Annotated in this window: 23 protein-coding genes and 1 pseudogene; 19 read left to right on the top strand and 5 right to left on the bottom strand. The window is 72.3% G+C overall.

The window, feature by feature from the left end; all coding sequences use genetic code 11:
- Positions 1 to 106: 106 nt before the first annotated feature.
- Together M1P99_RS09145 and M1P99_RS09140 are read right to left on the bottom strand one after the other, a co-directional pair.
- A complete protein-coding gene (locus tag M1P99_RS09145) occupies positions 107 to 1,249 on the bottom strand; it encodes a hypothetical protein (RefSeq protein WP_304452225.1) in 1,143 nt (380 codons plus the stop codon).
- A gap of 367 nt (positions 1,250 to 1,616) precedes the next feature.
- Complete coding sequence (locus M1P99_RS09140; RefSeq protein WP_304452224.1) at positions 1,617 to 2,384, bottom strand: response regulator transcription factor; 768 nt, start codon at positions 2,382 to 2,384, stop codon at positions 1,617 to 1,619.
- A gap of 109 nt (positions 2,385 to 2,493) precedes the next feature.
- Here M1P99_RS09140 and M1P99_RS09135 point away from each other — a divergent pair, with 109 nt between their 5' ends.
- The 8 genes from M1P99_RS09135 (at position 2,494) to M1P99_RS09100 (ending at position 10,327) form a co-directional block, all read left to right on the top strand.
- Positions 2,494 to 2,751, top strand: coding sequence for a MoaD/ThiS family protein (locus tag M1P99_RS09135; RefSeq protein WP_304452223.1), 258 nt, complete (start codon positions 2,494 to 2,496; stop codon positions 2,749 to 2,751).
- Between the two features lie 34 nt (positions 2,752 to 2,785).
- Positions 2,786 to 3,052 carry a glutaredoxin family protein gene (locus tag M1P99_RS09130; RefSeq protein WP_304452222.1) on the top strand — a complete coding sequence of 89 codons (267 nt, stop codon included), beginning with the start codon at positions 2,786 to 2,788 and terminating at the stop codon, positions 3,050 to 3,052.
- A 296-nt stretch (positions 3,053 to 3,348) separates the two neighbouring features.
- The gene (locus tag M1P99_RS09125; protein ID WP_304452221.1) at positions 3,349 to 4,047 is read left to right on the top strand and encodes a redox-sensing transcriptional repressor Rex; all 699 of its coding nucleotides are present in this window, start codon (positions 3,349 to 3,351) and stop codon (positions 4,045 to 4,047) included.
- A 148-nt stretch (positions 4,048 to 4,195) separates the two neighbouring features.
- The gene (locus M1P99_RS09120) at positions 4,196 to 5,734 is read left to right on the top strand and encodes a glutamyl-tRNA reductase (RefSeq protein WP_304452220.1); all 1,539 of its coding nucleotides are present in this window, start codon (positions 4,196 to 4,198) and stop codon (positions 5,732 to 5,734) included.
- A complete protein-coding gene (hemC, locus tag M1P99_RS09115) occupies positions 5,731 to 6,702 on the top strand; it encodes a hydroxymethylbilane synthase (protein WP_304452219.1) in 972 nt (323 codons plus the stop codon). The genes M1P99_RS09120 and hemC overlap by 4 nt, the downstream gene beginning before the upstream one ends.
- 100 nt (positions 6,703 to 6,802) lie before the next feature.
- Positions 6,803 to 8,488 carry a bifunctional uroporphyrinogen-III C-methyltransferase/uroporphyrinogen-III synthase gene (locus M1P99_RS09110; RefSeq protein WP_304452218.1) on the top strand — a complete coding sequence of 562 codons (1,686 nt, stop codon included), beginning with the start codon at positions 6,803 to 6,805 and terminating at the stop codon, positions 8,486 to 8,488.
- A 93-nt stretch (positions 8,489 to 8,581) separates the two neighbouring features.
- Positions 8,582 to 9,574, top strand: coding sequence for a porphobilinogen synthase (gene hemB, locus M1P99_RS09105; protein WP_304452217.1), 993 nt, complete (start codon positions 8,582 to 8,584; stop codon positions 9,572 to 9,574).
- A 141-nt stretch (positions 9,575 to 9,715) separates the two neighbouring features.
- Positions 9,716 to 10,327, top strand: a complete 612-nt coding sequence (locus M1P99_RS09100) for a bifunctional DNA primase/polymerase (protein ID WP_304452216.1) — start codon at positions 9,716 to 9,718, stop codon at positions 10,325 to 10,327.
- 30 nt (positions 10,328 to 10,357) lie between these two features.
- Here M1P99_RS09100 and M1P99_RS09095 read toward each other — a convergent pair.
- Positions 10,358 to 10,636: pseudogene (locus M1P99_RS09095) on the bottom strand (VOC family protein); the annotation flags it as partial.
- 54 nt (positions 10,637 to 10,690) lie between these two features.
- Positions 10,691 to 11,173, bottom strand: a complete 483-nt coding sequence (rraA, locus tag M1P99_RS09090; protein ID WP_304452214.1) for a ribonuclease E activity regulator RraA — start codon at positions 11,171 to 11,173, stop codon at positions 10,691 to 10,693.
- 495 nt (positions 11,174 to 11,668) lie between these two features.
- On the opposite strand from rraA, the gene M1P99_RS09085 reads away from it, so the two are divergent.
- The 6 genes from M1P99_RS09085 (at position 11,669) to M1P99_RS09060 (ending at position 17,177) form a co-directional block, all read left to right on the top strand.
- Positions 11,669 to 13,042 (top strand): ATP/GTP-binding protein, encoded by a 1,374-nt coding sequence (locus M1P99_RS09085; protein WP_304452213.1) that lies wholly within the window; start codon positions 11,669 to 11,671, stop codon positions 13,040 to 13,042.
- Positions 13,039 to 13,608, top strand: a complete 570-nt coding sequence (locus M1P99_RS09080) for an RloB family protein (protein WP_304452212.1) — start codon at positions 13,039 to 13,041, stop codon at positions 13,606 to 13,608. The genes M1P99_RS09085 and M1P99_RS09080 overlap by 4 nt, the downstream gene beginning before the upstream one ends.
- A gap of 84 nt (positions 13,609 to 13,692) precedes the next feature.
- The gene (gene hemL / locus M1P99_RS09075; RefSeq protein WP_304452211.1) at positions 13,693 to 14,988 is read left to right on the top strand and encodes a glutamate-1-semialdehyde 2,1-aminomutase; all 1,296 of its coding nucleotides are present in this window, start codon (positions 13,693 to 13,695) and stop codon (positions 14,986 to 14,988) included.
- Between the two features lie 32 nt (positions 14,989 to 15,020).
- Entirely contained in the window at positions 15,021 to 15,656 is a 636-nt protein-coding gene (locus M1P99_RS09070; RefSeq protein WP_304452210.1) for a histidine phosphatase family protein, read from the top strand.
- A 222-nt stretch (positions 15,657 to 15,878) separates the two neighbouring features.
- Entirely contained in the window at positions 15,879 to 15,977 is a 99-nt protein-coding gene (locus tag M1P99_RS09065; protein ID WP_013155353.1) for a 30S ribosomal protein bS22, read from the top strand.
- Between the two features lie 225 nt (positions 15,978 to 16,202).
- Positions 16,203 to 17,177 carry an NAD-dependent epimerase/dehydratase family protein gene (locus M1P99_RS09060; protein ID WP_304452209.1) on the top strand — a complete coding sequence of 325 codons (975 nt, stop codon included), beginning with the start codon at positions 16,203 to 16,205 and terminating at the stop codon, positions 17,175 to 17,177.
- Between the two features lie 149 nt (positions 17,178 to 17,326).
- Here the strand turns inward: M1P99_RS09060 and M1P99_RS09055 are convergent, their stop codons facing one another.
- Positions 17,327 to 18,127 (bottom strand): HAD family phosphatase, encoded by an 801-nt coding sequence (locus M1P99_RS09055; protein WP_304452208.1) that lies wholly within the window; start codon positions 18,125 to 18,127, stop codon positions 17,327 to 17,329.
- Between the two features lie 341 nt (positions 18,128 to 18,468).
- Between M1P99_RS09055 and M1P99_RS09050 the strand changes: the two genes are divergently transcribed.
- The 5 genes from M1P99_RS09050 to M1P99_RS09035 all read left to right on the top strand — a co-directional run bounded on the left by M1P99_RS09050 (position 18,469) and on the right by M1P99_RS09035 (position 21,828).
- Positions 18,469 to 19,620: a putative quinol monooxygenase gene (locus M1P99_RS09050; protein WP_304452207.1), complete on the top strand. Its 1,152-nt coding sequence runs from the start codon at positions 18,469 to 18,471 to the stop codon at positions 19,618 to 19,620.
- A 275-nt stretch (positions 19,621 to 19,895) separates the two neighbouring features.
- A complete protein-coding gene (locus M1P99_RS09045; RefSeq protein WP_304452206.1) occupies positions 19,896 to 20,594 on the top strand; it encodes a DUF2993 domain-containing protein in 699 nt (232 codons plus the stop codon).
- A 180-nt stretch (positions 20,595 to 20,774) separates the two neighbouring features.
- Positions 20,775 to 21,137, top strand: coding sequence for a thioredoxin family protein (locus M1P99_RS09040; RefSeq protein WP_304455639.1), 363 nt, complete (start codon positions 20,775 to 20,777; stop codon positions 21,135 to 21,137).
- 105 nt (positions 21,138 to 21,242) lie between these two features.
- Positions 21,243 to 21,329, top strand: coding sequence for a putative leader peptide (locus M1P99_RS28625; RefSeq protein ID WP_352983320.1), 87 nt, complete (start codon positions 21,243 to 21,245; stop codon positions 21,327 to 21,329).
- Between the two features lie 76 nt (positions 21,330 to 21,405).
- On the top strand, positions 21,406 to 21,828 hold the full coding sequence (locus M1P99_RS09035) for a DUF4395 domain-containing protein (RefSeq protein WP_304452205.1): 423 nt from the start codon (positions 21,406 to 21,408) through the stop codon (positions 21,826 to 21,828).
- Positions 21,829 to 21,855: the final 27 nt, after the last annotated feature.

Genomic DNA, 21,855 nt, shown 5'->3' with positions numbered 1-21,855 from the left:
TGGGCCGTGCCGTGCGTGGGCCGGGTGCCACTGGCGGGCGCCCCCGCGCACGGCGGTCCCCCGCCCGCGGCGCGGACGGGGGACCGGAAGGCTGTGCCGCGGCCGGTCAGCCCTTGCGGCGCTTGCCCTGGTAGCCGGAACCGACCCGGACCCTGCGGGCCGGGGCGAGCGGCGTGGCCAGCAGCAGGGCCAGCAGGAGCGCGGCCAGCAGCACGGCCGGCGCCCAGTTGGGGCCCAGGTCGCTGGTGTCGGCGGCGACCTCGGTGCCGCCGTTGCCCGCGTCGTCGTCGCCGGACGGCGTCACCACCGGCAGCTCCGCGAGGTCATCCGAGCCTTCGGAGACGTCGGGGAGGTCGGCCTCGTCCCGCGGCAGCGTCGGGATCCTGGTGTCGCTGGTCGGGACGTCGTCCACGTCGGACCCGGAGGTCGGCGCGGAGCCCGAGCCGGACCCCGAGCCCGAGCCGGAACCGCCGGAACCCGATCCGCCGGAACCGTTCGACGAGCTCGGGCTGCTCGGCGTGTTGGACGAGGGGGGCGTCGACGCGGGAGGCGACGAGGTCTCGGGGGCGTTCGTCGGCCGTTCCGTCGGCCGCTCCGTGGGCGAGGGGCGCTCGCTCCCGATCGGCGGGTCGGGCGTGGGTGAGGGCGTCGGTGTGGGGGTCGGCGTGGGGGTCAGGGGCGGTTGGGTGTGGTGGACCGTGACCGACCACGTGCCCGTGGACGTCCTCACGACGGCCTCGGAGTCGATCGCGGAGCAGCCGGTCTCGGGATCGGCGAGGGCGTAGGCCAGCGTGGCCACGACGTCGGTGTCCCGTCGCGGCGAGCCCGTGACCTGCCCGGCGCCCGCCCGCTGCCCGGGTTCGAGGAGCTGCGCCGAGAACTCCTCGGCGGTGAATTCCGGGATCTCGACGGTCAGGTTCACCAGGCAGATCGCTGCGTCGCCGGTGTTGGTGGCGGTGACCGCGTTGGGCTCCGCCGACGAGCCGAGCCGGACCCGGTCGGAGGAGCGCTCGAACGCGATCACGGCCGACGGCGTGGGAGCGGAAGGGCTGGGCGAGGGTGAGGGTGAGGGTGACGGGCTCGGATCGGCGGAGGACGACGGTGAGGGGGAGGGCGAGGGCGAGGGGCTCGGATCGGCGTAGGCCGGAGCTGTCAGGGCGACGAGTCCGGAGCCGACGAAGACCGCGCAGAGGGGGATGACGAAGCGGCGTCTGCGGGGTGTCTGCCCGCTCGCGGCGGTGGTGGGCATCGGGGCGGCTCCCTCCTTGGGGCGATGCGCCTGACTTGCCTCACCCGCCCGTGGGACGTTCGCCGCGCCAGATGTCCCTGCGTGCGGGTGCGCCACAGATCCTAGGCGTTCTCGCTCGGTTACACGACCCCTGCACAGGGTGCGGTTCGAGGTCGTCACCAAGGAGGGACACAGGCGTGACCTCCGCCGTCGGCGCCCGGGGCCGGGCCCGCCGGGGGCTCCGTGACCCGCCGGTGGGACTGCGCGAAGAGTGGACGGAGCCGGAGAGAGCCAAAGAAACGAGTCCGGGGCGCCTCGCGCGAGTGCGCGGCGCCCCGGTGCTCATGGCGTGTGTCGCGGCGGAGGAGCGTGCCACGGCACCGCTCTCCTACTGCGTGCTGGGCTCCGAGGCCCGGGCGGCCGGAAGCTGCTCGGCGGCCTCCGGCGAGGACTGCGGCGCCTTGGCGACCGGGTCGGGGACGAACCGGTAGCCGACGTTGCGCACGGTGCCGATCAGCGACTCGTACTCCGAGCCGAGCTTGGCGCGCAGACGCCGCACGTGGACGTCGATGGTGCGGGTGCCGCCGAAGTAGTCGTAGCCCCACACCTCCTGGAGCAGCTGGGCACGGGTGAACACCCGGCCCGGGTGCTGGGCCAGGAACTTGAGCAGTTCGAACTCCTTGAAGGTCAGGTCCAGGATCCGGCCGCGCAGGCGGGCGATGTAGGTGGCCTCGTCGATGACGAGGTCGCCCCGGCGGATCTCGTCGGGGTCGTCGGTCCCGGCCTCGGCCGAACCGACGGCCAGGCGCAGCCGCGCCTCGACCTCCGCGGGTCCGGCGGTGGCCAGGATGAAGTCGTCGACCTGCCAGTCGGGCGTGAGGGCGGCGACACCGCCCTCGGTCAGGACGACCAGCAGCGGGCAGTCCAGTCCCGTGGTGTCCAGCAGGCGGCAGAAGTTTCGGGCGGTTGCCAGGTCGGTCCGCGCATCGACCAGAATGGCGTCGACGGGCGCGTTGGAGTTCCCGGTCGCACCGGACGCCAGGAGTGCTCCCGCCTCCGCGGGGGCCACCCGCACGGAGTGCAGGAGGAGTCCCAGGGCAGGTAGTACGTGGTCAGACGGTTCGTTCGAGTTCGTCAGTAGCAGCAGATGGCTCATGCGTCTCTTCTCGTCATCCCGCGCTGTGCGGACGATCGAAGGCGCCTTTGCCCCCGGTGAAGATTTGTTTAATACGTCGCCTCCGAGCAACACCAAGGATAATCAATAGATGGCGAAGTGCACTATCAGGTACTGGGCAGCGGCCAAGGAAGCGGCGGGAACCGCCGAGGACCTGGTCGATGCCGACACCCTCGGAGCGGCGCTCGACGCCGCGTGTCTGCTCCATCCCGACGACCGGTTCCTGCGGGTACTCAGGGCTTCGTCGCTTCTGGTGGACGAGCGCCCGGTCGGCAGGAGGCCGCACGGCGAGGTCGCGGTGACCGGTGGGACTGTGATCGAGGTCCTACCGCCGTTCGCCGGCGGGTGAGGGTTCCGACAAGTGATGGGAACCGGGAGGAAACATGAGTGAAACCCCCGAGTGGGCGGGGCGGGCGCGCGTGGTGATGCTGGGCAAGCCCGGCTGCCACTTGTGCGAGGACGCGTGGACCGTGGTGGAGCGGGTGACGGACCAGCTCGGGGTCAGCAGGGCCGAGGTCGACCTGAACGGGGTGGGCGCGGCCGACCGGGAGGAGTACTGGGACAAGATCCCCGTGACCTTCGTCGACGGTCGGCAGCACGACTTCTGGCGGGTCGGCGAGGCGCGGTTGCGCGCGGCTCTGGAGGCGTGAGCCCGTCGTGCGTGCGCGGCGGACGCGGCCCCCGGGTGAACGCGCGCGGAGAATCCGCGACACGGATGTGCGTTCTGTCCCTCATCGGGAGATGTGAAGTCGTGTTTCCGGATTGTGGCTTCGGATGCCATTGATGAGAAATTCTGGTTCCCACGTCACACACGACCCCACTTTGTGCGCGCTTTCACAAGCACGTAATCTATGAGCGACCGGGAGGCGCGGCGTCACCGGCCCTCACGGTGCGCCGCGCATGTACCGGCCCCGTTCGAACCGACCTCCCCCAGGAGCGCCCGCCTGTGACACGCCGCCCACCCCGGCCCCGGGAGAGGGGAATTCCCGAGGCCACCGTCGCCCGGCTCCCCGTCTACCTGCGCGCCCTGCAGGCGCTCCAGGACCGTGGCACGCTCACGGTCTCCTCGGAGGACCTCGCCTCGATCGCCGGTGTGAACTCCGCCAAGCTCCGTAAGGACCTCTCCCACCTCGGCTCCTACGGCACGCGGGGGGTCGGCTACGAAGTCGAGTACCTCGTGTACCAGATCTCACGTGAGCTTGGTCTCACCCAGGACTGGTCGGTCGCCATCGTCGGGATCGGCAACCTGGGCCGCGCTCTGGCCAACTACGGGGGGTTCGGCACGCGCGGGTTCCGTATCGCGGGCCTGCTGGACGCCGACCCCGCCGTGGTCGGGAAGACCGTGGCGTCGCTCGACGTCAGGCATATTGACAACCTGGAGGACGTTGTCAGGTCGAAGGGCGTGTCGATCGGGGTCATCGCCACACCGGCCACCTCCGCGCAGGGCGTGGCGAGCCGCTTCGTCGAGGCCGGGGTGACCAGCATCCTCAACTTCGCACCGGTCGTGCTGAATGTGCCGGACGGAGTCGATGTGCGTAAGGTCGACTTGTCCATCGAACTCCAGATCCTCGCCTTCCACGCCCAGCGCAGGGCCGACGGCGGTAGCGGCCGGAGTATGGACCGGGCGGGGCTGGAACTGACGTGAGAACGACGCACCCAGGCGACGGGGCCCGGGCGGCGCGACGTGCGCGAGCCGGAGCAAGCGGGGGCCGCCCCGCCGTGACGGAGACCGTGCCCGAGCATAGAGACGCAGCGTCATGGGGGCGCTGTGGTGCCTGCGTAGGAGAATGCGGATGAGTGTCCTGGCCGTGGGGTTGAGCCACCGGAGTTCGCCGGTGGCGCTGCTCGAGCGCGTCGCTCTGAACGGTGAGACCCGGACCAGGGCGGTCGGCGAGATGGTCGCGTCCGAGTCCGTCAACGAGGCGATGGTCGTCTCCACGTGCAACCGGACCGAGGTCTACGCCGACGTCTCCGCCTTCCACGGAGGCGTCGCGGCCATCTCCGAACTCCTGTCGTGGCACACCGGCGTCACCCTCGGCGAGCTGGCCGACCACCTCTACGTGCACTACGAGGACCGCGCGGTCCAGCACCTGTTCTCCGTCACCTGCGGCCTCGACTCGATGGTCGTCGGCGAGGGCCAGATCCTGGGCCAGGTCCGCGACGCCCTCAAACTCGGCCAGGCGACCGGAACGGTCGGCCGCGTCCTCAACGACCTGGGCCAGCGCGCCCTGCGGGTCGGCAAGCGCGCCCACACCGAGACCCACCTGGACCACGCCGGCGCCGACATGGTCAGCTTCGGCCTGGAACACGCCCTCGCCCACCTGCGGCCGCGGCCGACCGACGCCGGGCCGGCGCCCACGGTCGGCCAGACCACCCCCGTGGCCGGAGCCGTCCCGCCCGCGGCCTGCCCCATGTCCGGCGCCGAGGGCACGGCGCCACAGGCCCCGGCCGCCGCCGACGGCCCCGGTGCTCCCGACGGCCCCGGCAAGGCCGCCGCCGGACCGCTCGCCGGACTGCGCGTCCTCGTCCTGGGCGCCGGCTCGATGAGCGCCCTGTCCGCGAACACCGTGGCCCGCCAGGGCGCACGGACGGTCATCGTCGCCAACCGCACCATGGAGCGCGCCGCCCGCCTGGCCGAGTGCCTGACCGAGGCCTACGACACGGTCGGATCCCGCGCCGTCGCCTTCTCCGACGCGGCCCGTGTCCTGCCCGAGGTCGACCTCGTCATCTCCTGCACCGGAGCCCAGGGCCTCGTCCTGACCGCCGACGACGTGGCCGCCGCCAGCCCCGCCCGCACCACCCCCCTGGTCTTCCTCGACCTGGCCCTGCCCCACGACATCGACACCGCCGTGCGCGACCTCCCGCACGTGGACCTGGTCGACATCGAGGCCCTGCGCCAGGCCACGGCCGCCGCACGCGACCGCGAGGCCGGACGCTCCGGCGCCCTCACCGTCGTCCGCGAGATCGTCGACGAGGAGGTCACCGAGTTCCGCACGGTCCGCCGCGCCAACGAGGTCACCCCCACCGTCGTCGCCCTGCGCGCCCAGGCCAAGGGCGTCGTCGAGGCCGAGCTGTCCCGGCTGCACGGGCGTCTGCCCGCCGACCTCGACGACCGCGCCCGTGAGGAGATCACCCGGGCCATGCGCCGCGTCGCGGACAAGCTCCTGCACCGGCCGACGGTGCGGGTCAAGGAGCTGGCCGCCGCACCCGACGGCGAGTCCTACGAGGCCGCGCTGCGCGAACTCTTCGACCTCGACCCCAAGACGCCCGAGGCCCTGTCCCCGTCCGCGCGTCCCACCACCGCGGCCGAGGCCGCACAGGAGCAGGTATGACCGCGAATCCCGCCGGCGGCACCCCGGCCAGGCTCGGCACCCGCCGCAGCACCATGGCCACCACCCAGTCCCGGATGGTCGCCGACGCGATCACCGAGCGCACCGGGCACCCGATCGAGCTGGAGCTCATCACGAGCTTCGGCGACGTCACCAAGGCGCACCTGACCCAGCTCGGCGGCACGGGCGTGTTCGTCAACGCCCTGCGCGACGAGCTCGTGGCGGGCACGATCGACTTCGCCGTCCACTCCCTCAAGGACCTGCCGACCGTCCCCGCCGACGGCCTCGTCCTGGCCGCCATCCCCGAACGCGACGACCCCCGCGACGCCCTGTGCGCCCGCGACGGCCTCACGTTCGAGCGGCTGCCCGCCGGAGCCAGGATCGGCACCGGCTCCCCGCGCCGCGTCGCCCAGCTCGCCGCCCTGCGCCCGGACCTGGTCTACGTGCCCATCCGCGGCAACGCCGAGACGCGCCTGGGCAAGGTGGCCTCCGGTGAGCTGGACGCCGTCGTCCTCGCCTACGCCGGACTCGGCCGGGTGGGCCGCAGGGACGCCGTCACCGACGTGTTCGACGCCGACCGCATGCTGCCTGCGCCGGGCCAGGGCGCCCTGGCCGTGGAGTGCACGGTCAAGCGCAGCGAGGACGACCTGGGCTACCTGGCCGCCGTCGACCACGCGCCCACCCGCGTGGCCGTCGTCGCCGAGCGCACCGTGCTGTCCGTGCTGGAGGGCGGCTGCGCCGCCCCCGTCGGCGCCTTCGCCGAGTACACCGAGGGCCGGCTGCGCCTGCGCGCCGCCGTGGTCGCCACCGACGGCACCGCCGCCGTCCGGGGCGACCGCACGACCGAGCTCGCCTCCGCCCACGACCTGGACGCGGCCGTCGCGCTCGGCCGGGACCTGGCCCGCGAGATGATCGGCGAGGGCGCCGACCGCATCGTCGCCGCGGCCTTCGCGGAAAGGGACACACCCTAGGAACCACACGGGCGGGGCGCCGACGTGGCCGCCGCCCAGCCGTCACCGCCCCGGTCCCGCGCACCGGGGCACAGGCGACCCACACCCGAGGAGCCAGTACGTGAACGCCAACGCCATCCCCCGTCCGGAGGAGTCGCGCCCCGCCCCGCGCCCCGGGCACGTCGCCCTGGTCGGCACCGGACCCGGCGGCGCCGACCTGCTGACGTTGCGCGGTGCCGAACTGCTGCGCCGCGCCGACGTGGTCATCACCCTCCGCGAGCCCGCGGCCGAGGAGCTGGCCGCCTTCCGTACCGAGCTCCTGGCGCACTGCTCCGAGGACGTGTCCGTGATCGAGGCCGCCGAATGCGGCGGCGACATCAACGCTCTGGCCGTCACCCAGGCCCGTGAGGGCCGCCGGGTGGTGCGCCTGTACTCGGGCGACCCGTTCTTCGGCTGCCGCGGCGCCGACCTGGTGGCCGCCTGCCGGCAGGCGGACGTGGAGGTCGAGGTCGCCCCGGGCGTCTCCGCGGTCACCGCGGTGCCGACCTTCGCCGGGATCCCGCTGCTGGGCGAGGGCCCCGAGGTACGGCTGCTCAACGCCCGGCCGCACGGCGGAGCCGAGGTCGACTGGCACGAGGCCGCCGCCAGTGACGCGGCGCTGGTGATCCTCGGCGCGGACGCGCCCCCCGGCGAGGAGCCCGGCCACCAGGGCCCCGGCTTCGACGTCATGTGCAAGACCCTCATCGCCGGCGGACGCCCCCCGGCCACGCCCGTCGCGGTCGTGCGCGCAGGCGGCACCACCCGTCAGACGACGGTCACCTCGACCCTGGCGCGACTGGTCGCCGAGCTCAAGTCCAAGGACGCCAAGGGCCACCACGTGACCGCCCCGGCCCTGATGGTCGTCGGGGCGCCGGTGGCGCGCCAGTCCGAGCTGTCCTGGTACGAGACCCGCCCCCTGTTCGGCTGGCGCGTGCTCGTGCCCCGGACCAAGGAGCAGGCCGCGGCCCTGTCCGACCAGCTCCGCGGCTACGGCGCGGTGCCCGAGGAGGTGCCGACCATCTCCGTGGAGCCGCCGCGCACCCCGCAGCAGATGGAACGCGCCGTCCGCGGACTGGTCACCGGCCGCTACCAGTGGGTCGCCTTCACCTCCACCAACGCGGTCCGGGCCATCCGTGAGCGCCTGGAGTCCTACGGCCTGGACGCGCGGGCCTTCGCCGGGGTCAAGGTCGCCGTCGTCGGCGAGGCCACCGCCAGGGCCGTCCGGGACTTCGGCATCCAGCCCGACCTGGAGCCGCCCGAGGACGCCCAGTCCAGCGCGGGCCTGGTGTCGGTGTGGCCGCCCTACGACGCCGAGATCGACCCCATCGAGCGCGTGCTGCTCCCGCGCGCCGACATCGCCACCGAGACCCTCGCGGCCGGACTGGACGAGCGGGGGTGGGAGGTCGACGACGTCACCGCCTACCGCACGGTGCGCGCGGCGCCTCCGCCCGCGCCTGTCCGAGAGGCCATCAAGGGAGGTGGTTTCGATGCGGTGCTGTTCACGTCGTCCTCCACGGTGCGCAACCTCGTGGGCATCGCGGGCAAGCCGCACAACACCACCGCCATCGCGGTCATCGGCCCCGAGACCGAGAAGACCGCGATCGAGTTCGGCCTGCGTGTCGACGTCGTGGCACCGAAGCCGTCGGTTTCGGCCCTGGCCGAGGCGCTTTCGGAGTACGGTGCCGCCAAGCGCAGGGAGGCCGTCGAGGCGGGCAAGCCCGTCCTCAAGCCGAGCCAGAAGCGCCGGGGCCGTCGCCGCAAGGTCTGACGCCGCCCACCCGTTGCCCGCCACCACCCTCGACCGACGCCTCCGGCGCAGTACCGCCCAGGCACCACCCGCCACCGCCATGAGGAGCCCGAATTGACCGCCTCCGACGCCGCCTTCCCCGCCGTTCGGCCGCGCCGTCTGCGCCGCGGAGCGGCCCTGCGCCGTCTGGTCGCCGAGACGCGGGTGCGGCCGGAGAACCTCGTCCTGCCGATGTTCGTCAAGGAGGGCCTCACCGAACCGGTGCCGATCTCCTCCATGCCCGGCCAGGTGCAGCACACCCGCGACAGCCTGCGCAAGGCCGCCCAGGAGGCGGCCCGGGCCGGTGTGGGCGGCGTGATGCTGTTCGGGATCCCCGAGCACAAGGACGAGCGCGGATCGGGCGCCGACGACCCGGACGGGGTCGTGCAGGTGGCGCTGCGCGACCTGGCCGCGGACGTCGGCGACGAGCTGGTGGTCATGGCGGACCTGTGCCTGTGCGAGTACACCTCGCACGGCCACTGCGGGCCGCTGGAGGCCGACGGCCACGTGGACAACGACCTCACCCTGGAGCGGTACGCGGCCGTCGCGGCCGCCCAGGCCGAGGCGGGCGCCGCCGTCGTGGCGCCCAGCGGCATGATGGACGGCCAGGTCGCGGCGATCCGCCGCGGGCTGGACGGCGCCGGCTTCGCCCAGGTGCCGATCCTGGCCTACGCGGCCAAGTACGCGTCGGTGTTCTACGGGCCCTTCCGCGAGGCGGCCGAGGGGGCGCCGCAGTTCGGCGACCGCTCCGGCTACCAGCAGGACCCCGCCAACGTCCGCGAGGCGCTGCGCGAGGTGGCGCTGGACGTGGCCGAGGGAGCCGACATGGTGATGGTCAAACCGGGTCTGGCCTACCTCGACATCGTGGCCAGGGTCGCCGAGACCTCACCGGTCCCCGTGTCGGCCTATCAGGTCAGCGGAGAGTACGCGATGATCGAGGCCGCGGCCGAGAAGGGCTGGCTGGACCGGGAGCGGGCGATCGTGGAGACCCTCACCTCCTACCGCCGGGCGGGCGCCGAGCAGATCCTCACCTACTGGGCGACCGAGGCGGCGCGCCTGCTGAGGTAGCACGACCAGGCCTTTCGTCCCGGTCGCGGTCGCCGGGCGGGGGGCGGGAGACGTCGGCCGCGCCTGGATCTACACACGAGCACCGGGGGTTCCATGGCCGACGTCCTGTACCGACGGAAGCGACGGCATGCGGCGGACAGCATGCTGGAGTCAGCACTGCGCTACGCGCGGCTGGGATGGCCGGTGGTGCGGGGCGCCGCGCCCGGCCAGGACCGCGCGTGCACGTGCGACCGGATGGGCTGCCCGGATCCGGCGGCGCACCCGGTGACGATGGCGTGGGGTGTGGAGGCCAGCACCGACCCCGACCGGATCCGCCGCTGGTGGACCGCCACCCCCGACGCGAACGTGATCCTGCCGACCGGCCGGGTCTTCGACGTCTTCGACGTGCCCCGCGAGGCCGGCGTGATGGCCCTGGCACGGATGGGCCGCTCCGGCGTCCCGGCGGGGCCGGTCGCGGCGGTGGAGTCCTCCCGCTACCTGTTCTTCGTGGCGACCCGGTCCCCGGTGGACGAGGACGAGTGGTGGTCCTGCCACCTGGACACCGTCCCGGAGTCGGTGGAGGAGACGCCCGGACTGCGGTGGCACTGCCGCGACAGCTTCGTGCCCGGCGCCCCCTCGGCGCTGCCGTCCGGAGGCCGGGTCACCTGGATCCGGGCGCCACGCGACGAGGACGGCGCCGTGCCGCTGCCCGACCCCATCGCGGTGCTGGACGTCCTGTCCGACGCCAGCGAGGAGTTCCCCCACCGGAGCTGACGCTCAGGCCGGGGGTCCGGCGGGTGGGCCTCAGCCCTTGACCTGGGTGATGCGCAGCCGGTTGCCGAACGGGTCGCGCAGCGCGCAGTCGATGCCGTAGGGGCGTTCGGTCGGTTCCTCGGTGAACTCCACGCCCTGGGCGCGCAGCTTCTCGTACGTGCCGCGGCAGTCGTTCGTCGTGAGGATGAACCAGCCGCCCATGGCGCCCTTGGTGAGCAGGTCGCGGACCTGCTCGGCGATCTCCTCCGACATCGCCGGGGCGCCCGGCGCGGCCACCGGGCGATCGCCGACCCTCCGCGCCGCCACGGGAGCCCCGTCGCGCCAAGCGGCTCCGCGCGACGGCGGGTCCTCCGCCGGTCCCGGTCAGATCTCGGTGGCGTTGACGACGATCCCGTCCTCGTCGCTGTAGAGCCACTCGCCGGGGACGAAGGCGACGTCGCCGAAGGTGACGGTCACGTCCGCCTGCCCGGCGCCGTCCTTGACGGACTTGCGCGGGTTGGAGCCCAGAGCCTTGACGCCGAGGTCGAGCCCGGCCAGGGCGACGGTGTCGCGCACGGCGCCGTTGATGATCACGCCCGCCCATCCGTTGGCCACCGCGGACTCGGCGATCATGTCGCCCATCAGGGCGCTGCGCAGGGAGCCGCCGCCGTCCACGACCAGGACGGCGCCTGCACCGGGGGAGTTGAGGACCTTCTTGACCAGCCCGTTGTCCTCGTGGCACTTGACGGTCCGGATGGGCCCGCGGAAGCGGGCACGGCCGCCCAGCTGACGGAACTGCGTCGAGCAGCTGCGCAGGGTGTCGCCGTGGTCGTCGATGAGGTCCGCCGTGGTGAAGGCCGTGGTCATGGCAGCTCCGATGGGTGGGAAGACAGGTGGTCGCCCCCAAACTACTGACCGGTCACTCCACCCCCTGTCGTCGGGGCGGCGTGTCCCCTTCGTCGGCATGCGCGGTTTTCCGGCCTCGGCGGTCCCCTTCGGGTGACAGGATGAGGAACGTCTCGTTCACGAATCCATGGGAGTCCAGTCACCTGGCCGGTGCCCTGGTCGCCACCCTGGTGTCGCTCGCTTCGGCCCGCCCGATCACCCTGCTCGTCGAACGCCTCGCCGCCACCGAACGCCTGCGCCCCCTCGTCCGCTCCGGCAGGGCCGGTCGACCCGGCGACACGCACGAGCACGAGCGCGCCCTCACCTCCGTCTGGCCCGCACCCGAACCGCGTGCCCCGCCCCGTCCCAGAGCAGGGCACGACTGTTCGTGGCCACGCGTGCGTGGCATGCTGGGGTGGTGCGGTTTTTCCACACGGATGGCGGTCAGGCCGCTGATCTTCGGGGGAGGGGATCGATATGCTGTTGAGTTTCCGCGTGGAGAACCACAAGTCCATCCGTGACGAGCAGCAACTCCTCCTCACCCCCGGCTACGACGACGCTCGTCCTCAGCAAGCCGATTGGGAGGCGACCACCGTCGCCGGGATCTTCGGCGCCAACGCCTCCGGCAAGTCGAACGTCCTGGATGCCCTCTCGTTCATGCGCGACACCGTTCGCTGGTCGATGCGGGAGAACGAACCCGGCTCCGGTATGCGGCGGCACCCCTTCGCCCTCGACGCTGAGTCGGAAGGCGAGCCGTCCACGTTCGTGGTCGACCTTCGACTCGGGGGAGTCCGGTACACCTACGGGTTCGCCATCGACGACGACCAGGTGGCCGAGGAATGGCTGTACAGCTACCCCAGGCAGCGCAGACGCGTCCTGTTCGAGCGCGAGGGCGGTCACTTCTCCTTCGGGGGAGCCACTCCCGCGAACCTTCGGCAGGTCGAGTCCATCACCGCGCGCAACGTCCTCTTCCTCACCGTCGCCGCCCGCGCCGAGCAGGAAGCGGTGGAGGCGGTGTACCAGTGGTTCTCGGAAGGCCTCGTGTTCGCGGAGGAACGGCGCCCCGAACCGCCCGCATGGGTGAGGAGCGGGGCTGTGTCCGCGGAGCGCCTGCGGACCCTGAGCCGACTTCTGACATCAGCGGACACCGGCATCCAGGACGTGGAGTTGAAGCGGCGCGATCCAGTGCCGGATCCGGTCCTGGAACGGATGAGTCGATGGAGGGCGGCGCCAGACCTGGACGCCCCGGACCTCTCCATGACGAGTGCTGGTGGCGGAGCCGAGAGGAGCTCGTCTGCCGAAGCGGGTGTTGCCCGTAGCGGCACGCTGGCCCTGTGGCTCAAGGACCGTGGCGGGTCCATCGTCTTCCACCATCTAGGCGATGGGTCAGCGCGTCCTCTGCTCTGGGAAGAGGAGTCTCTGGGTACGAGGGCGCTTGCCACTGTCGGGTTCGAGGCCCAACGGGTATTGGAGTCCGGAGGAGTGCTCGCCATCGACGAGATCGACGCCAGTCTCCACCCCTATCTCTCCGCGCGGGTCATCGCCCTGTTCCAGGACGAGGAGCAGAACCCCAAGGGTGCGCAACTGATCTTCACCAGCCATGACGCGAGCCTCCTCGGACGTGTCCGCGGTCAAGAGGTCCTCAAGCGCGACCACATCTGGTTCGTGGACAAGGACGCCGAGGGACGGACCTCGCTCTACCCGCTCAGTGACTTCAAACCCCGAGCTGACGACAACCGCGCCCGCCGCTACCTCACGGGCCGCTACGGCGCCGTTCCGGACGTGGACGATGAGTTGTTCCGCGACGCCCTTCGCAAGCGGGAACAGAAGCCGGAGGAAGCAGCCCGGTGAGCAAGCGTCGCAAGCGTGAGAAGGAGACAGACCTTCGGCGCCGCCGGCCCCATCGGGAGGAACAGCGCGTCTACCTGATCGTCTGCGAGGGTGAGACGGAGAAGCGCTATTTCGACACCATGAAGCGCCACCCGGACGTTCGGGTGCACGTCGTGCATGTGCGCAGGTCCAAACACCCCCAGAGCCAGGTGGTCGTCAGGGGAGCGGCCCAGGCTGCGCGTGACGAGTACACGGAGGTCTGGGCGGTCTTCGACACCGACGGCCGCGACGTGACCGAACTGGTCGGCGCCGCCGAGCGAGACGGGGTCCACACGGCTCCCTCCACCCCGACCTTCGAGTCCTGGCTCATCCTCCACGTCGCGGACCATCGCGCGGCCCTCGAGTCCGGCGCCAAGGCGGAAAGGGTACTCAAGCGACTCGTTCCCGGCTGGGACAAGGGCCGCACCCACTTCAAGGACTTCGCCCACGGGCTCAAGGACGCCCGCGAACGTGCGGCCCGGCTGCCCGCGGGCACGGATCCCAGCACAGGGGTCCACCGGCTCCTGGAGGTCATCCTCCGTGACTGAACCGCCGCTCAGAGCCCTGGCCGAGCGTCCGGTGCGGGGCGGGTCACGGTCAGGTCGGAGGACGCAGCTGACACACTGGTTGACGTGGGTACTCAACAGACTTCCGCAGAGCTCTTCCGTCGGGCCACCGACGTCGTCCCCGGTGGTGTGAACTCGCCCGTGCGCGCCTTCGGCGCCGTCGGCGGCACCCCGCCCTTCTTCGTCAAGGGTGAGGGCCCCTACCTCACCGACACCGAGGGACACCGGTACGTCGACCTCGTGTGCTCCTGGGGGCCGCTGATCCTCGGCCACGCCGCGCCCCCGGTCGTGTCCGCCCTCCACCACGCGGTCGACGCCGGGACCTCCTACGGCGCGCCGACGCGGGGCGAGGTCGAACTCGCCGAGCTGATCGTGGCACGCACCCCCGTGGAGAAGGTCCGCCTGGTCAATTCCGGTACCGAGGCGACCATGTCCGCGATCCGCCTCGCCCGCGGCTACACCGGGCGCAGCAAGATCGTCAAGTTCGCGGGCAACTACCACGGCCACGTCGACGCCCTCCTGGCCGCCGCCGGGTCCGGCCTGGCCACCTTCGCGCTCCCCGACTCCCCGGGCGTGACCGGCGCCAGCGCCGCCGACACCCTCGTGCTCCCCTACAACGACCCCGAGGCCGTCGAGCGCGCCTTCGCCGAGCACGGCGAGGACATCGCGTGCGTCATCGCCGAGGCCTGCCCCGCGAACATGGGCGTCGTCCCGCCCAAGGCCGGATTCAACGCCCGCCTCAAGGAGATCGCGCACGCCAACGGCGCCCTGCTGATCCTCGACGAGGTCCTCACCGGCTTCCGCGTCTCCGCCTCCGGCTGGTTCGGCCTGGAGGAGGTCGCCCCCGACCTCATGACCTTCGGCAAGGTCATGGGCGGCGGCCTGCCCGCCGCCGCGTTCGGCGGCCGTGCCGAGATCATGGACCGCCTCGCGCCGGACGGCCCCGTCTACCAGGCGGGCACCCTCTCCGGGAACCCGCTGGCCACGGCGGCCGGACTCGCCACGCTGCGCGGTGCCACCCCCGAGGTCTACGCCCACATCGACCGCGTCTCCGCGCAGGTCGAGGCCGAGGTCTCCAAGGCGCTCAGCGCCGCCGGAGTCGTCCACCGGGTCCAGGGCGGCGGCAACCTCTTCACGGTGTTCTTCACCGACCGGGAGGTGACCGACTTCGACAGCGCCCGTACCACCGACACGGCGGTCTTCTCGGCGTTCTTCCACGCCATGCTCGACCAGGGCGTGTACCTTCCTCCCGCGGCCTTCGAGGCGTGGTTCTTCTCCGCGGCGCACGACGACGCGGCCATCGACCAGGTGGTCTCGGCCCTGCCACGGGCGGCCCGGGCGGCCGCCGAGGCGCAGGGCTGACCCGCCCCGACACCGAGACAAGGACGACCACGATGACCACGACCACCGTCGTGCACCTGCTCAGGCACGGCGAGGTGTACAACCCGGACAAGGTCCTGTACGGCAGGCTCCCCGACTACCACCTGAGCGACCGCGGCCAGCGCATGGCCGAGACGGCCGCCGAGTGGTTCGAGGGGCACGACGTCGCCGCACTGTTCTCCTCGCCGCTGGACCGCACACAGGAGACCGCGGTTCCGCTCCAGAAGACGCTGGACCTGCCGGTCACCCTGGACGAACGCCTCATCGAGGCGGGCAACAGGTTCCAGGGGATGTCCCTGTCGGCGCGCTCGGCACGCGACCCGCGCGTGCTCAGGCGGCTCTACAACCCGTTCCTGCCGTCCTGGGGCGAGCCCTACACCGAGATCCTCGCGCGGATGGTGTCGGCGATCAAGACCGCCCGTCGGGCCGCCTGGGGCCGGGAGGCGGTGTGCGTGAGCCACCAGCTGCCCATCTGGACGGCCCGCCGCGCGGCCGAGGCGAGGCGGCTGTGGCACCGCCCTGACCGGCGCGAATGCAATCTGGCGAGTGTGACGTCGCTGACCTTCGCCGATCATCGCCTGGCCAGTGTCAGCTACGCCGAACCGGCAGCCGCCCTGTACGTCGGCGGGCCGGCGGTCCCCGGGGCGTGACCCGGACCGCACACCCGTCACGGTAAGCTGGGCCCTCGGGTGCGGTAGGCGTGCGTTTCCAACGTCGGCCTCCCCGGGGTCCGCCCCGGCTCGCCCGGCGTCCGCGCGTGCTCCGTACGCGCCGGTGCCCGGCGGCCCCAGCAGTCGCATCCGAACCCCTGCCGGTGCTCACCGCCAGCGGTTCGGCATGTCCGTACGCATCGTCAGCGAGAAGGTGATCCCATGGGTTCCGTCATCAAGAAGCGTCGCAAGCGGATGGCGAAGAAGAAGCACCGCAAGCTGCTCAAGCGCACGCGTGTGGCGCGTCGCAACAAGAAGTAGACCGGTCGCGGCCGATGTCGTCTCTCCGCGGGCGTGGGCGTGCTTCAGGGCTCGTCCCCGACGCGGAGACACCTTCCTCCTTGCGTGGCGTTTGCCACCACTATGGAATTTTCTGGGTGGGGCACCGTTGTGTCTCACGGGTCGCGGCAGCCGATTCACCTTCACGGTGAACGGTCCGCGGGCCGTCCGGATCTGACTTTCCGTCTTCCCAAGGAACGTGTCGCCATGGCTCGTGTCGTCCTCGTCACCGGTGTCTCCAGCCCTTTGGCCGCCGGGGTCGCCCAGGCCCTGAGCGCGGAGCCCGGTGTGCGCCGGGTCATCGGTGCCGACTCCTCCCCGCCGCCGCGAGCGGACTCCGCGCCGCGGGCGTCCGTCGGGGGCGGTGACGCGCCGCGCGGGGTCGAGTACGTCCACGTGGACCTGCACGACGAGAGCCTCGGGCAGATCGTCGCCGACTCGGGGGCGGAGGTCATTCTGCACCTGGGCCTGGACACCGCGCGCGCACCCCACCGGGAGGACACGCTCCTGGGGACCATGCGGGTGCTCGCGGCCGCGCAGCGCTCGCCCCGCGTCCAGCGGGTCGTGGTGCGCTCCAGCGCCAGCCTGGACTCCGACGACGCCGCCGAGGTCGAGCGCGACACACTCGGCCTCCAGCGCCGCCGCCCGGACGTGTCCGTGGCGGTGCTGCGCCTGGCCAACCTCATCGGCCCCTCGGTCGACACCCCGCTGACCCGTTACCTCGGTGCACGCTTCGTGCCCACCGTGCTCGGCAGGGACCCCAACGTCCGGTTCGTACACGAGGACGACGCGGCCGAAGCCCTGGTCCGCATGGCCCTCAGCGACGAGACCGGCCACTTCGACGTCGCGGGCGCCGACTCGGTGCCGCTGTCGGACTGCCTGCGCCGGGTCGGCGGCCAGCGCCTGCCGGTGCCCGCCCGGGGCCTGAAGGTCCTGCGGAGCATGGCCAAGCACGGCCGTATCGACTACGCGAGCAGCACGCGGGCCGTGAGCGCCGGTCGGCTCGCCACCGGGATGGACACCGCGCCGTTGGAGAAGGCGCTGGACTGGTCCCCCTCCTACAGCTCACCGCAGGCGTTCGAGACCTTCGTCGGCAGCCGTGCCCAGGCCGCCCCCACCCGGGGCGCCGGACTCCGACCCGTCCACGTCCTCGCCCTCGCCCGGGCCACGCTGGGCCGCTGACCCGTTCTCTCCGGAACCGTCCGCGCTCCCCGGAGCCGCGCCGGAGCCCTGCGCGGCCCGTCAGACCTCCTCAGACGCCGAACACACCGCCGCGGCCCTTCCTGGCACGCCCTCGCTCCCGTGCCGCCTCCATGGCCGTGAGCGGCCGCTCAGACCGCTCCCGCCGTCCGGCGGTGCCTGATCGCCCGCATCGCCACCGCTCCGGCGACGGCGCCCGCCATGGCTGCGGGCACGGCCACCTTCAACGCCGTCCGGTGCCGTCTGAAGTCGTGTACGGGCCACCCGTGCGTGCGCGCGTACCGGCGCAGGTCGCCGTCCGGGTTGACCGCGTGCGGATCCCCGACGAGGGACAGCAGCGGCAGGTCGTTGGACGAGTCGCTGTAGGCCGAACACGAATCCAGGTCCCAGCCCTCGCGCCGGGCGAGCGCGCGCACGGCCACCGCCTTGGCCGGGCCGTGCAGCAGGTCGCCGTTGAGCCGGCCCGTGTACACCCCGTCCAGGTTCTCCGCCTCGGTGCCCAGCGCGCCGGTCAGGCCGAGGCGCCGCCGGATGATCTGCGCCAGCTCCACGGGCGTGGCCGTGACCAGCCACACCGGCCGTCCGGCGTCCAGGTGCGCCTGGACGAGCGCGCGGGTGCCCTCCCAGATGCGGTCCGCCATGGTGTCGTCGTAGATCTCCTCGCACAGCCTGACGAGGTCGCTCACGCCGTGGCCCGCGACGAAGGCCAGCGCGGCCTCGCGGGCGGCGTCGATGTGCTCGGGCTGTTCGCTCCCGGTGACCCGGAAGACCGTCTGGCCCCACGCGAAGCGCAGGAGGTCGCGGGTGGTGAACAGGTCGCGGGAGGCCAGACCACGGGCGAAGTGGTAGATGGACGCGCCCCGCATGAGGGTGTTGTCCACGTCGAAGAAGGCGGCGCCCTTCGTCGACGGGGGCACGGTGTCGTGAGGCACGGTCGTCTCCTGGCTCGGATGGGGGCGGTCCGTCGGCTGGCCGTTCCGCCCGGGGGTGCGCGCTCCGCGGACAGGTCCGGCCGGGCGCCGGCCTGCCGCTGGCGTGGGGCGGCGTCCGTGGAACACGCCCTGATTGCGAGACTAAGGCCACGCGCGGGTCGTGTGCGGTCACAGGGATGCGGCCGGAATTCAGGTGAGGAAAGTCACATCCCGAACTGCGGGTTCGCGCCACAGTCTGCGGGATCGGCTCCGAGACTGTCCCCTAGATCCTGTATGGGGTGCACATCCACCCGTCAGAGTGCAGCATCATTGTCGGGATGGTGACGGTAGGACTGGCATTCATGAGCGCGTTGGTGGGCTGGAGCGCCACCGCCGCGCTGGCCGCGTACGCCCAACGCCGTCCCAGTGTGGCCTCCGTCGCTTGGCTGATCGCCGCACTGGGTATGACGGTCGGGCTCAGCGCGGCCGTTCTCGGGGCGATGTTCGACTTCGGCGATCTCACCTTCCGCCTGTTGCAGATCGGTATCAGCCTCGTCGGCCCGCTCTATCTGGGCTGGGGCGCCCTCGAATACGGCGTCCGGTCGTTCCAGGGCCGCTTCACCTCCCGCCTGTTCGTCACCGCGTTCACGATCGTGCCCCTGGTCGTGTTGGGCGTCGACCGTTTGAGCGGCAGGTTCGGCGCCTCGTTCCCCGGGCTCGCCGACCACTACGACCTCATTCCGCGCGTGCTCGTCAACGGCGCCCAGGCGGTGGCCGTGGTCTTCCTGGTCGTCGCCCTGATCGCGGTCGCCCGGCGCCGTGCCGGAGACCTGACCGCGGATCTGTCCGTACTGGGCCTGATCACGTTGTCGCTGGTGCTCGCCGTGGCCGTGGGGCGCCTGGGGCTCGGGCCGGGCGGACCGGTGCTGATGCTCGGCTCCGTCGCCGCGCTGTGGGGCGCCTGCGCGCTGACCGCCCGGCCCCGGCGCGGTTCGGAGGACGACTACGACGACTATGACGACTTCGACGGTTACGACGACTACGACGACGATGACTACGACGACGACGCGGACGCGGAACCCGCCGCGTCCATGGAGGAGCCCGTGCGCCGCAAGCGTCGCAACGCCGACCCCTACGCCGACCACCGGGGCGGAGCGCCCGTCCGGGAGGCCGCACCGCCGCGCGGCCGCGGCGTCATCACGATCTACACCCTCGCCGAGGGCCAGGGTCCGGGCTTCGACCAGCTCGCCAACGCCGTCGTGGCCCACGTGGCCGAGCACGAGCCGGACACCCTGATGTTCGCCTGCCACACCGTGCCCAGCGCGCCCCTCCAGCGCATCGTCTACGCGATGTACCGCGACGAACTCGCCCGGGAGGAGCACGAGCGCCAGCCGCACGTGATGGAGTTCGCCCGGCGCGGTGCCGCCTTCGTGGTCGCCACCAACGTGATCGAACTGTCCCTGTCGGGCGCGGCGGCCAGCGACGGCCTCGCGGCCATGCTCATGCCCCACTAGGGGGCATCCCACGGGACCGCGGGACCGCGGTCCGCGCCCGCGTCCCCCGCGACCGCCTCCGTCTCATCGGATGGCGGGATGTCTCGAACCGGTGACTTTGCCCGGAGTCGTGGAACCCATCCGGAACCGGTGGAGTCGAACCCCGGTTGAAGTACCCTTCCCTTTGGGTTTGTCATGACCGGCACCCGTCGGGTGCCGATGGCGTGTGACCTGGACCGGCCGGAAGACCCAGCCGCGAGGCGCGCCGGAGCGAAAGAAAGTGTGCTGGGATCCAGATGCGTAAGTTTCTCGTCGTCTTCCTGATCCTCCTGGTGATCGTCGTGGTGGGGGCCGACATCGCGCTGCGCGGTTTCGCCGAGCGCACGGTCGCCGAACGGGTGGCCCAGCAGATGCAGACGTCCGAGCAGCCGGACGTGGCCATCGGCGGCTGGGCGTTCCTGCCGCAGGCGGTCGGCGGCACCTACTCGGAGATCACCATCACCGCGGACAGCGCGACCGTCCGCGGGGTCACGCTGGAGCAGATCGAGGCGACCGCGTCGGGGGTCGAGGCGCCGCTGTCCGACCTCGTCAGCGAACCGTCCGTGGTCGCCGGGCGGGTCGACGGCTCGTTCGTCGTCCCCTACTCCTACTTCAACCCCCACCTGCCCGAGGGCGTCACCATCACCACCGAGAACGGCGAGCCCCGCATCACCGGTGAGCTGGCCATCCCGGAGCTGGGCGTGAGCACCTCCGTCAGCGCGGCCGGCGAGTTCGAGGTGGACGGCGGCACCGTCACCGTCACCCCGGTCGACATCGAGGTCAGCGGTGCCCCGATCGACGTGAGCGGCCTGGTCTCCGACATGCTCACCTTCAGCGTCGAGGCCCCCGAACTCCCCTTCGGGCTCACGGTGACGGAGATGGAGAACGTCTCGAGCGGTGTGCGGATCACCGGCACCGGCCAGGACGTTCCCCTGATGGGCTCCGAGGCCGCCTAGATGGACACGGCCGGTCTCGTCGTCCTCGCGGTGACCCTGCTCGCGGCCACCGCCGTCGGCCTCGCCTGGCGGCGGGGCCGGGGGCGCTTCCGCGAGCACACCGCGCGGGGGCCGCGCCCCGGCGCCGCGCCCGCGCCTGCGCCCGCGAGCGGCGCCCGGAACCCGGGAGAGGAGGAGACGATGACCGCCCACGAGGACATCCCCGACGGAGGCACGGCCGCGCCCGCCTCCGGCGACGTGCTCACGGCACGGGACATCGAAGCCGACCTGGGGGAGCGCGCCACCCTGGTGCAGTTCTCCACCGCCTTCTGCCAGCCCTGCCGGGCCACCCGCCGCATCCTCGACGAGGTCGCGGCGATGGTCGGGGGCGTGGCCCACGTGGAGGTGGACGCCGAGGCCAGGCTCGACCTGGTCCGCCGCCTGGACATCATGCGCACGCCCACCGTCCTGGTCCTGGACGCCTCGGGTCGGGTCACCAGGAGGGCGAGCGGCCAGCCGCGCAAGGCCGACGTCATCGCCGCCCTCGGGCAGGCCGTCCCGTAGGGCGGCCCGCAGCGGCCCCGGCGGTGTCGCGACCGGCGCGAACGTGAAGTGATGTGATCCAGCACACCAGTGACAAACACGCGGCGGGGCCTGTAGCGTCTAGACGTGACTTCCTTGACGAGCGCGTATCTGACGAAGCGACGGGCAGTGGACTTCTGCCGCGTCGCCGCCGCGCTCTGTCTGTGTCCTTAGGGCGGACGGGCTCGCGAGCCCTCGCCTCCTCCGTGCGACTGGCCTATTCCGTGCACGCGACTGGGGACATCACACCATGCAGGTCGACCCCCGAGGGCAGCGCTTCGCCGCCGCCCTGACCACCCTCGTACTGGCTGCGGCCCTGGCCACCGGAGATCCCCGGATCCTCGGATTCCAGGCCTTGGTGTTCGGTATCGCGGTGGTCGTGGGAGTCCGGTACTCGCCCTACGCGCTGGTGTTCTCCACCCTCGTGCGCCCCAGGCTCGGCCCGCCCGAGGAGACCGAGGACCCCCGGCCGCCCCGGTTCGCACAGGGAGTGGGACTCGCCTTCGCCGCTCTGGGACTCGCCGGATACCTGGCGGGCCCGCAGTGGCTCGGCGTCGCCGCGACCGCCCTCGCCCTCTTCGCCGCCTTCCTCAACGCCGCGTTCGGCTTCTGTGCCGGATGCGAGGCCTACCTCCTCGGACGCCGCCTGACGGCGTCGGGAACGGCTCGTTGAGAACGGCGGCCCGGACCCCCGCACCTG

It is taken from the genome of Nocardiopsis sp. YSL2 (assembly GCF_030555055.1).
Taxonomy (GTDB): Bacteria; Actinomycetota; Actinomycetes; order Streptosporangiales; family Streptosporangiaceae; genus Nocardiopsis.
Note: the sequence above shows the minus strand (reverse complement) of the source record. Positions and strands in the feature narration are given on the sequence as shown.

Bases quoted from the DNA above. Each gene is read 5' to 3' on its own strand.
- rraA (WP_304452214.1), bottom strand. From the start codon at position 11,173: ATGACCACGGCCTTCACCACGGCGGACCTCATCGACGACCACGGCGAC.
- M1P99_RS09145 (WP_304452225.1), bottom strand. From the start codon at position 1,249: ATGCCCACCACCGCCGCGAGCGGGCAGACACCCCGCAGACGCCGCTTC.
- M1P99_RS09130 (WP_304452222.1), top strand. From the start codon at position 2,786: ATGAGTGAAACCCCCGAGTGGGCGGGGCGGGCGCGCGTGGTGATGCTG.
- M1P99_RS09135 (WP_304452223.1), top strand. From the start codon at position 2,494: ATGGCGAAGTGCACTATCAGGTACTGGGCAGCGGCCAAGGAAGCGGCG.
- M1P99_RS09045 (WP_304452206.1), top strand. From the start codon at position 19,896: ATGCGTAAGTTTCTCGTCGTCTTCCTGATCCTCCTGGTGATCGTCGTG.
- M1P99_RS09140 (WP_304452224.1), bottom strand. From the start codon at position 2,384: ATGAGCCATCTGCTGCTACTGACGAACTCGAACGAACCGTCTGACCAC.
- M1P99_RS09120 (WP_304452220.1), top strand. From the start codon at position 4,196: ATGAGTGTCCTGGCCGTGGGGTTGAGCCACCGGAGTTCGCCGGTGGCG.
- M1P99_RS09065 (WP_013155353.1), top strand. From the start codon at position 15,879: ATGGGTTCCGTCATCAAGAAGCGTCGCAAGCGGATGGCGAAGAAGAAG.
- M1P99_RS09060 (WP_304452209.1), top strand. From the start codon at position 16,203: ATGGCTCGTGTCGTCCTCGTCACCGGTGTCTCCAGCCCTTTGGCCGCC.
- M1P99_RS09035 (WP_304452205.1), top strand. From the start codon at position 21,406: ATGCAGGTCGACCCCCGAGGGCAGCGCTTCGCCGCCGCCCTGACCACC.
- M1P99_RS09085 (WP_304452213.1), top strand. From the start codon at position 11,669: ATGCTGTTGAGTTTCCGCGTGGAGAACCACAAGTCCATCCGTGACGAG.
- hemC (WP_304452219.1), top strand. From the start codon at position 5,731: ATGACCGCGAATCCCGCCGGCGGCACCCCGGCCAGGCTCGGCACCCGC.
- M1P99_RS09100 (WP_304452216.1), top strand. From the start codon at position 9,716: ATGCTGGAGTCAGCACTGCGCTACGCGCGGCTGGGATGGCCGGTGGTG.
- M1P99_RS09070 (WP_304452210.1), top strand. From the start codon at position 15,021: ATGACCACGACCACCGTCGTGCACCTGCTCAGGCACGGCGAGGTGTAC.
- M1P99_RS09040 (WP_304455639.1), top strand. From the start codon at position 20,775: ATGACCGCCCACGAGGACATCCCCGACGGAGGCACGGCCGCGCCCGCC.
- M1P99_RS09050 (WP_304452207.1), top strand. From the start codon at position 18,469: ATGAGCGCGTTGGTGGGCTGGAGCGCCACCGCCGCGCTGGCCGCGTAC.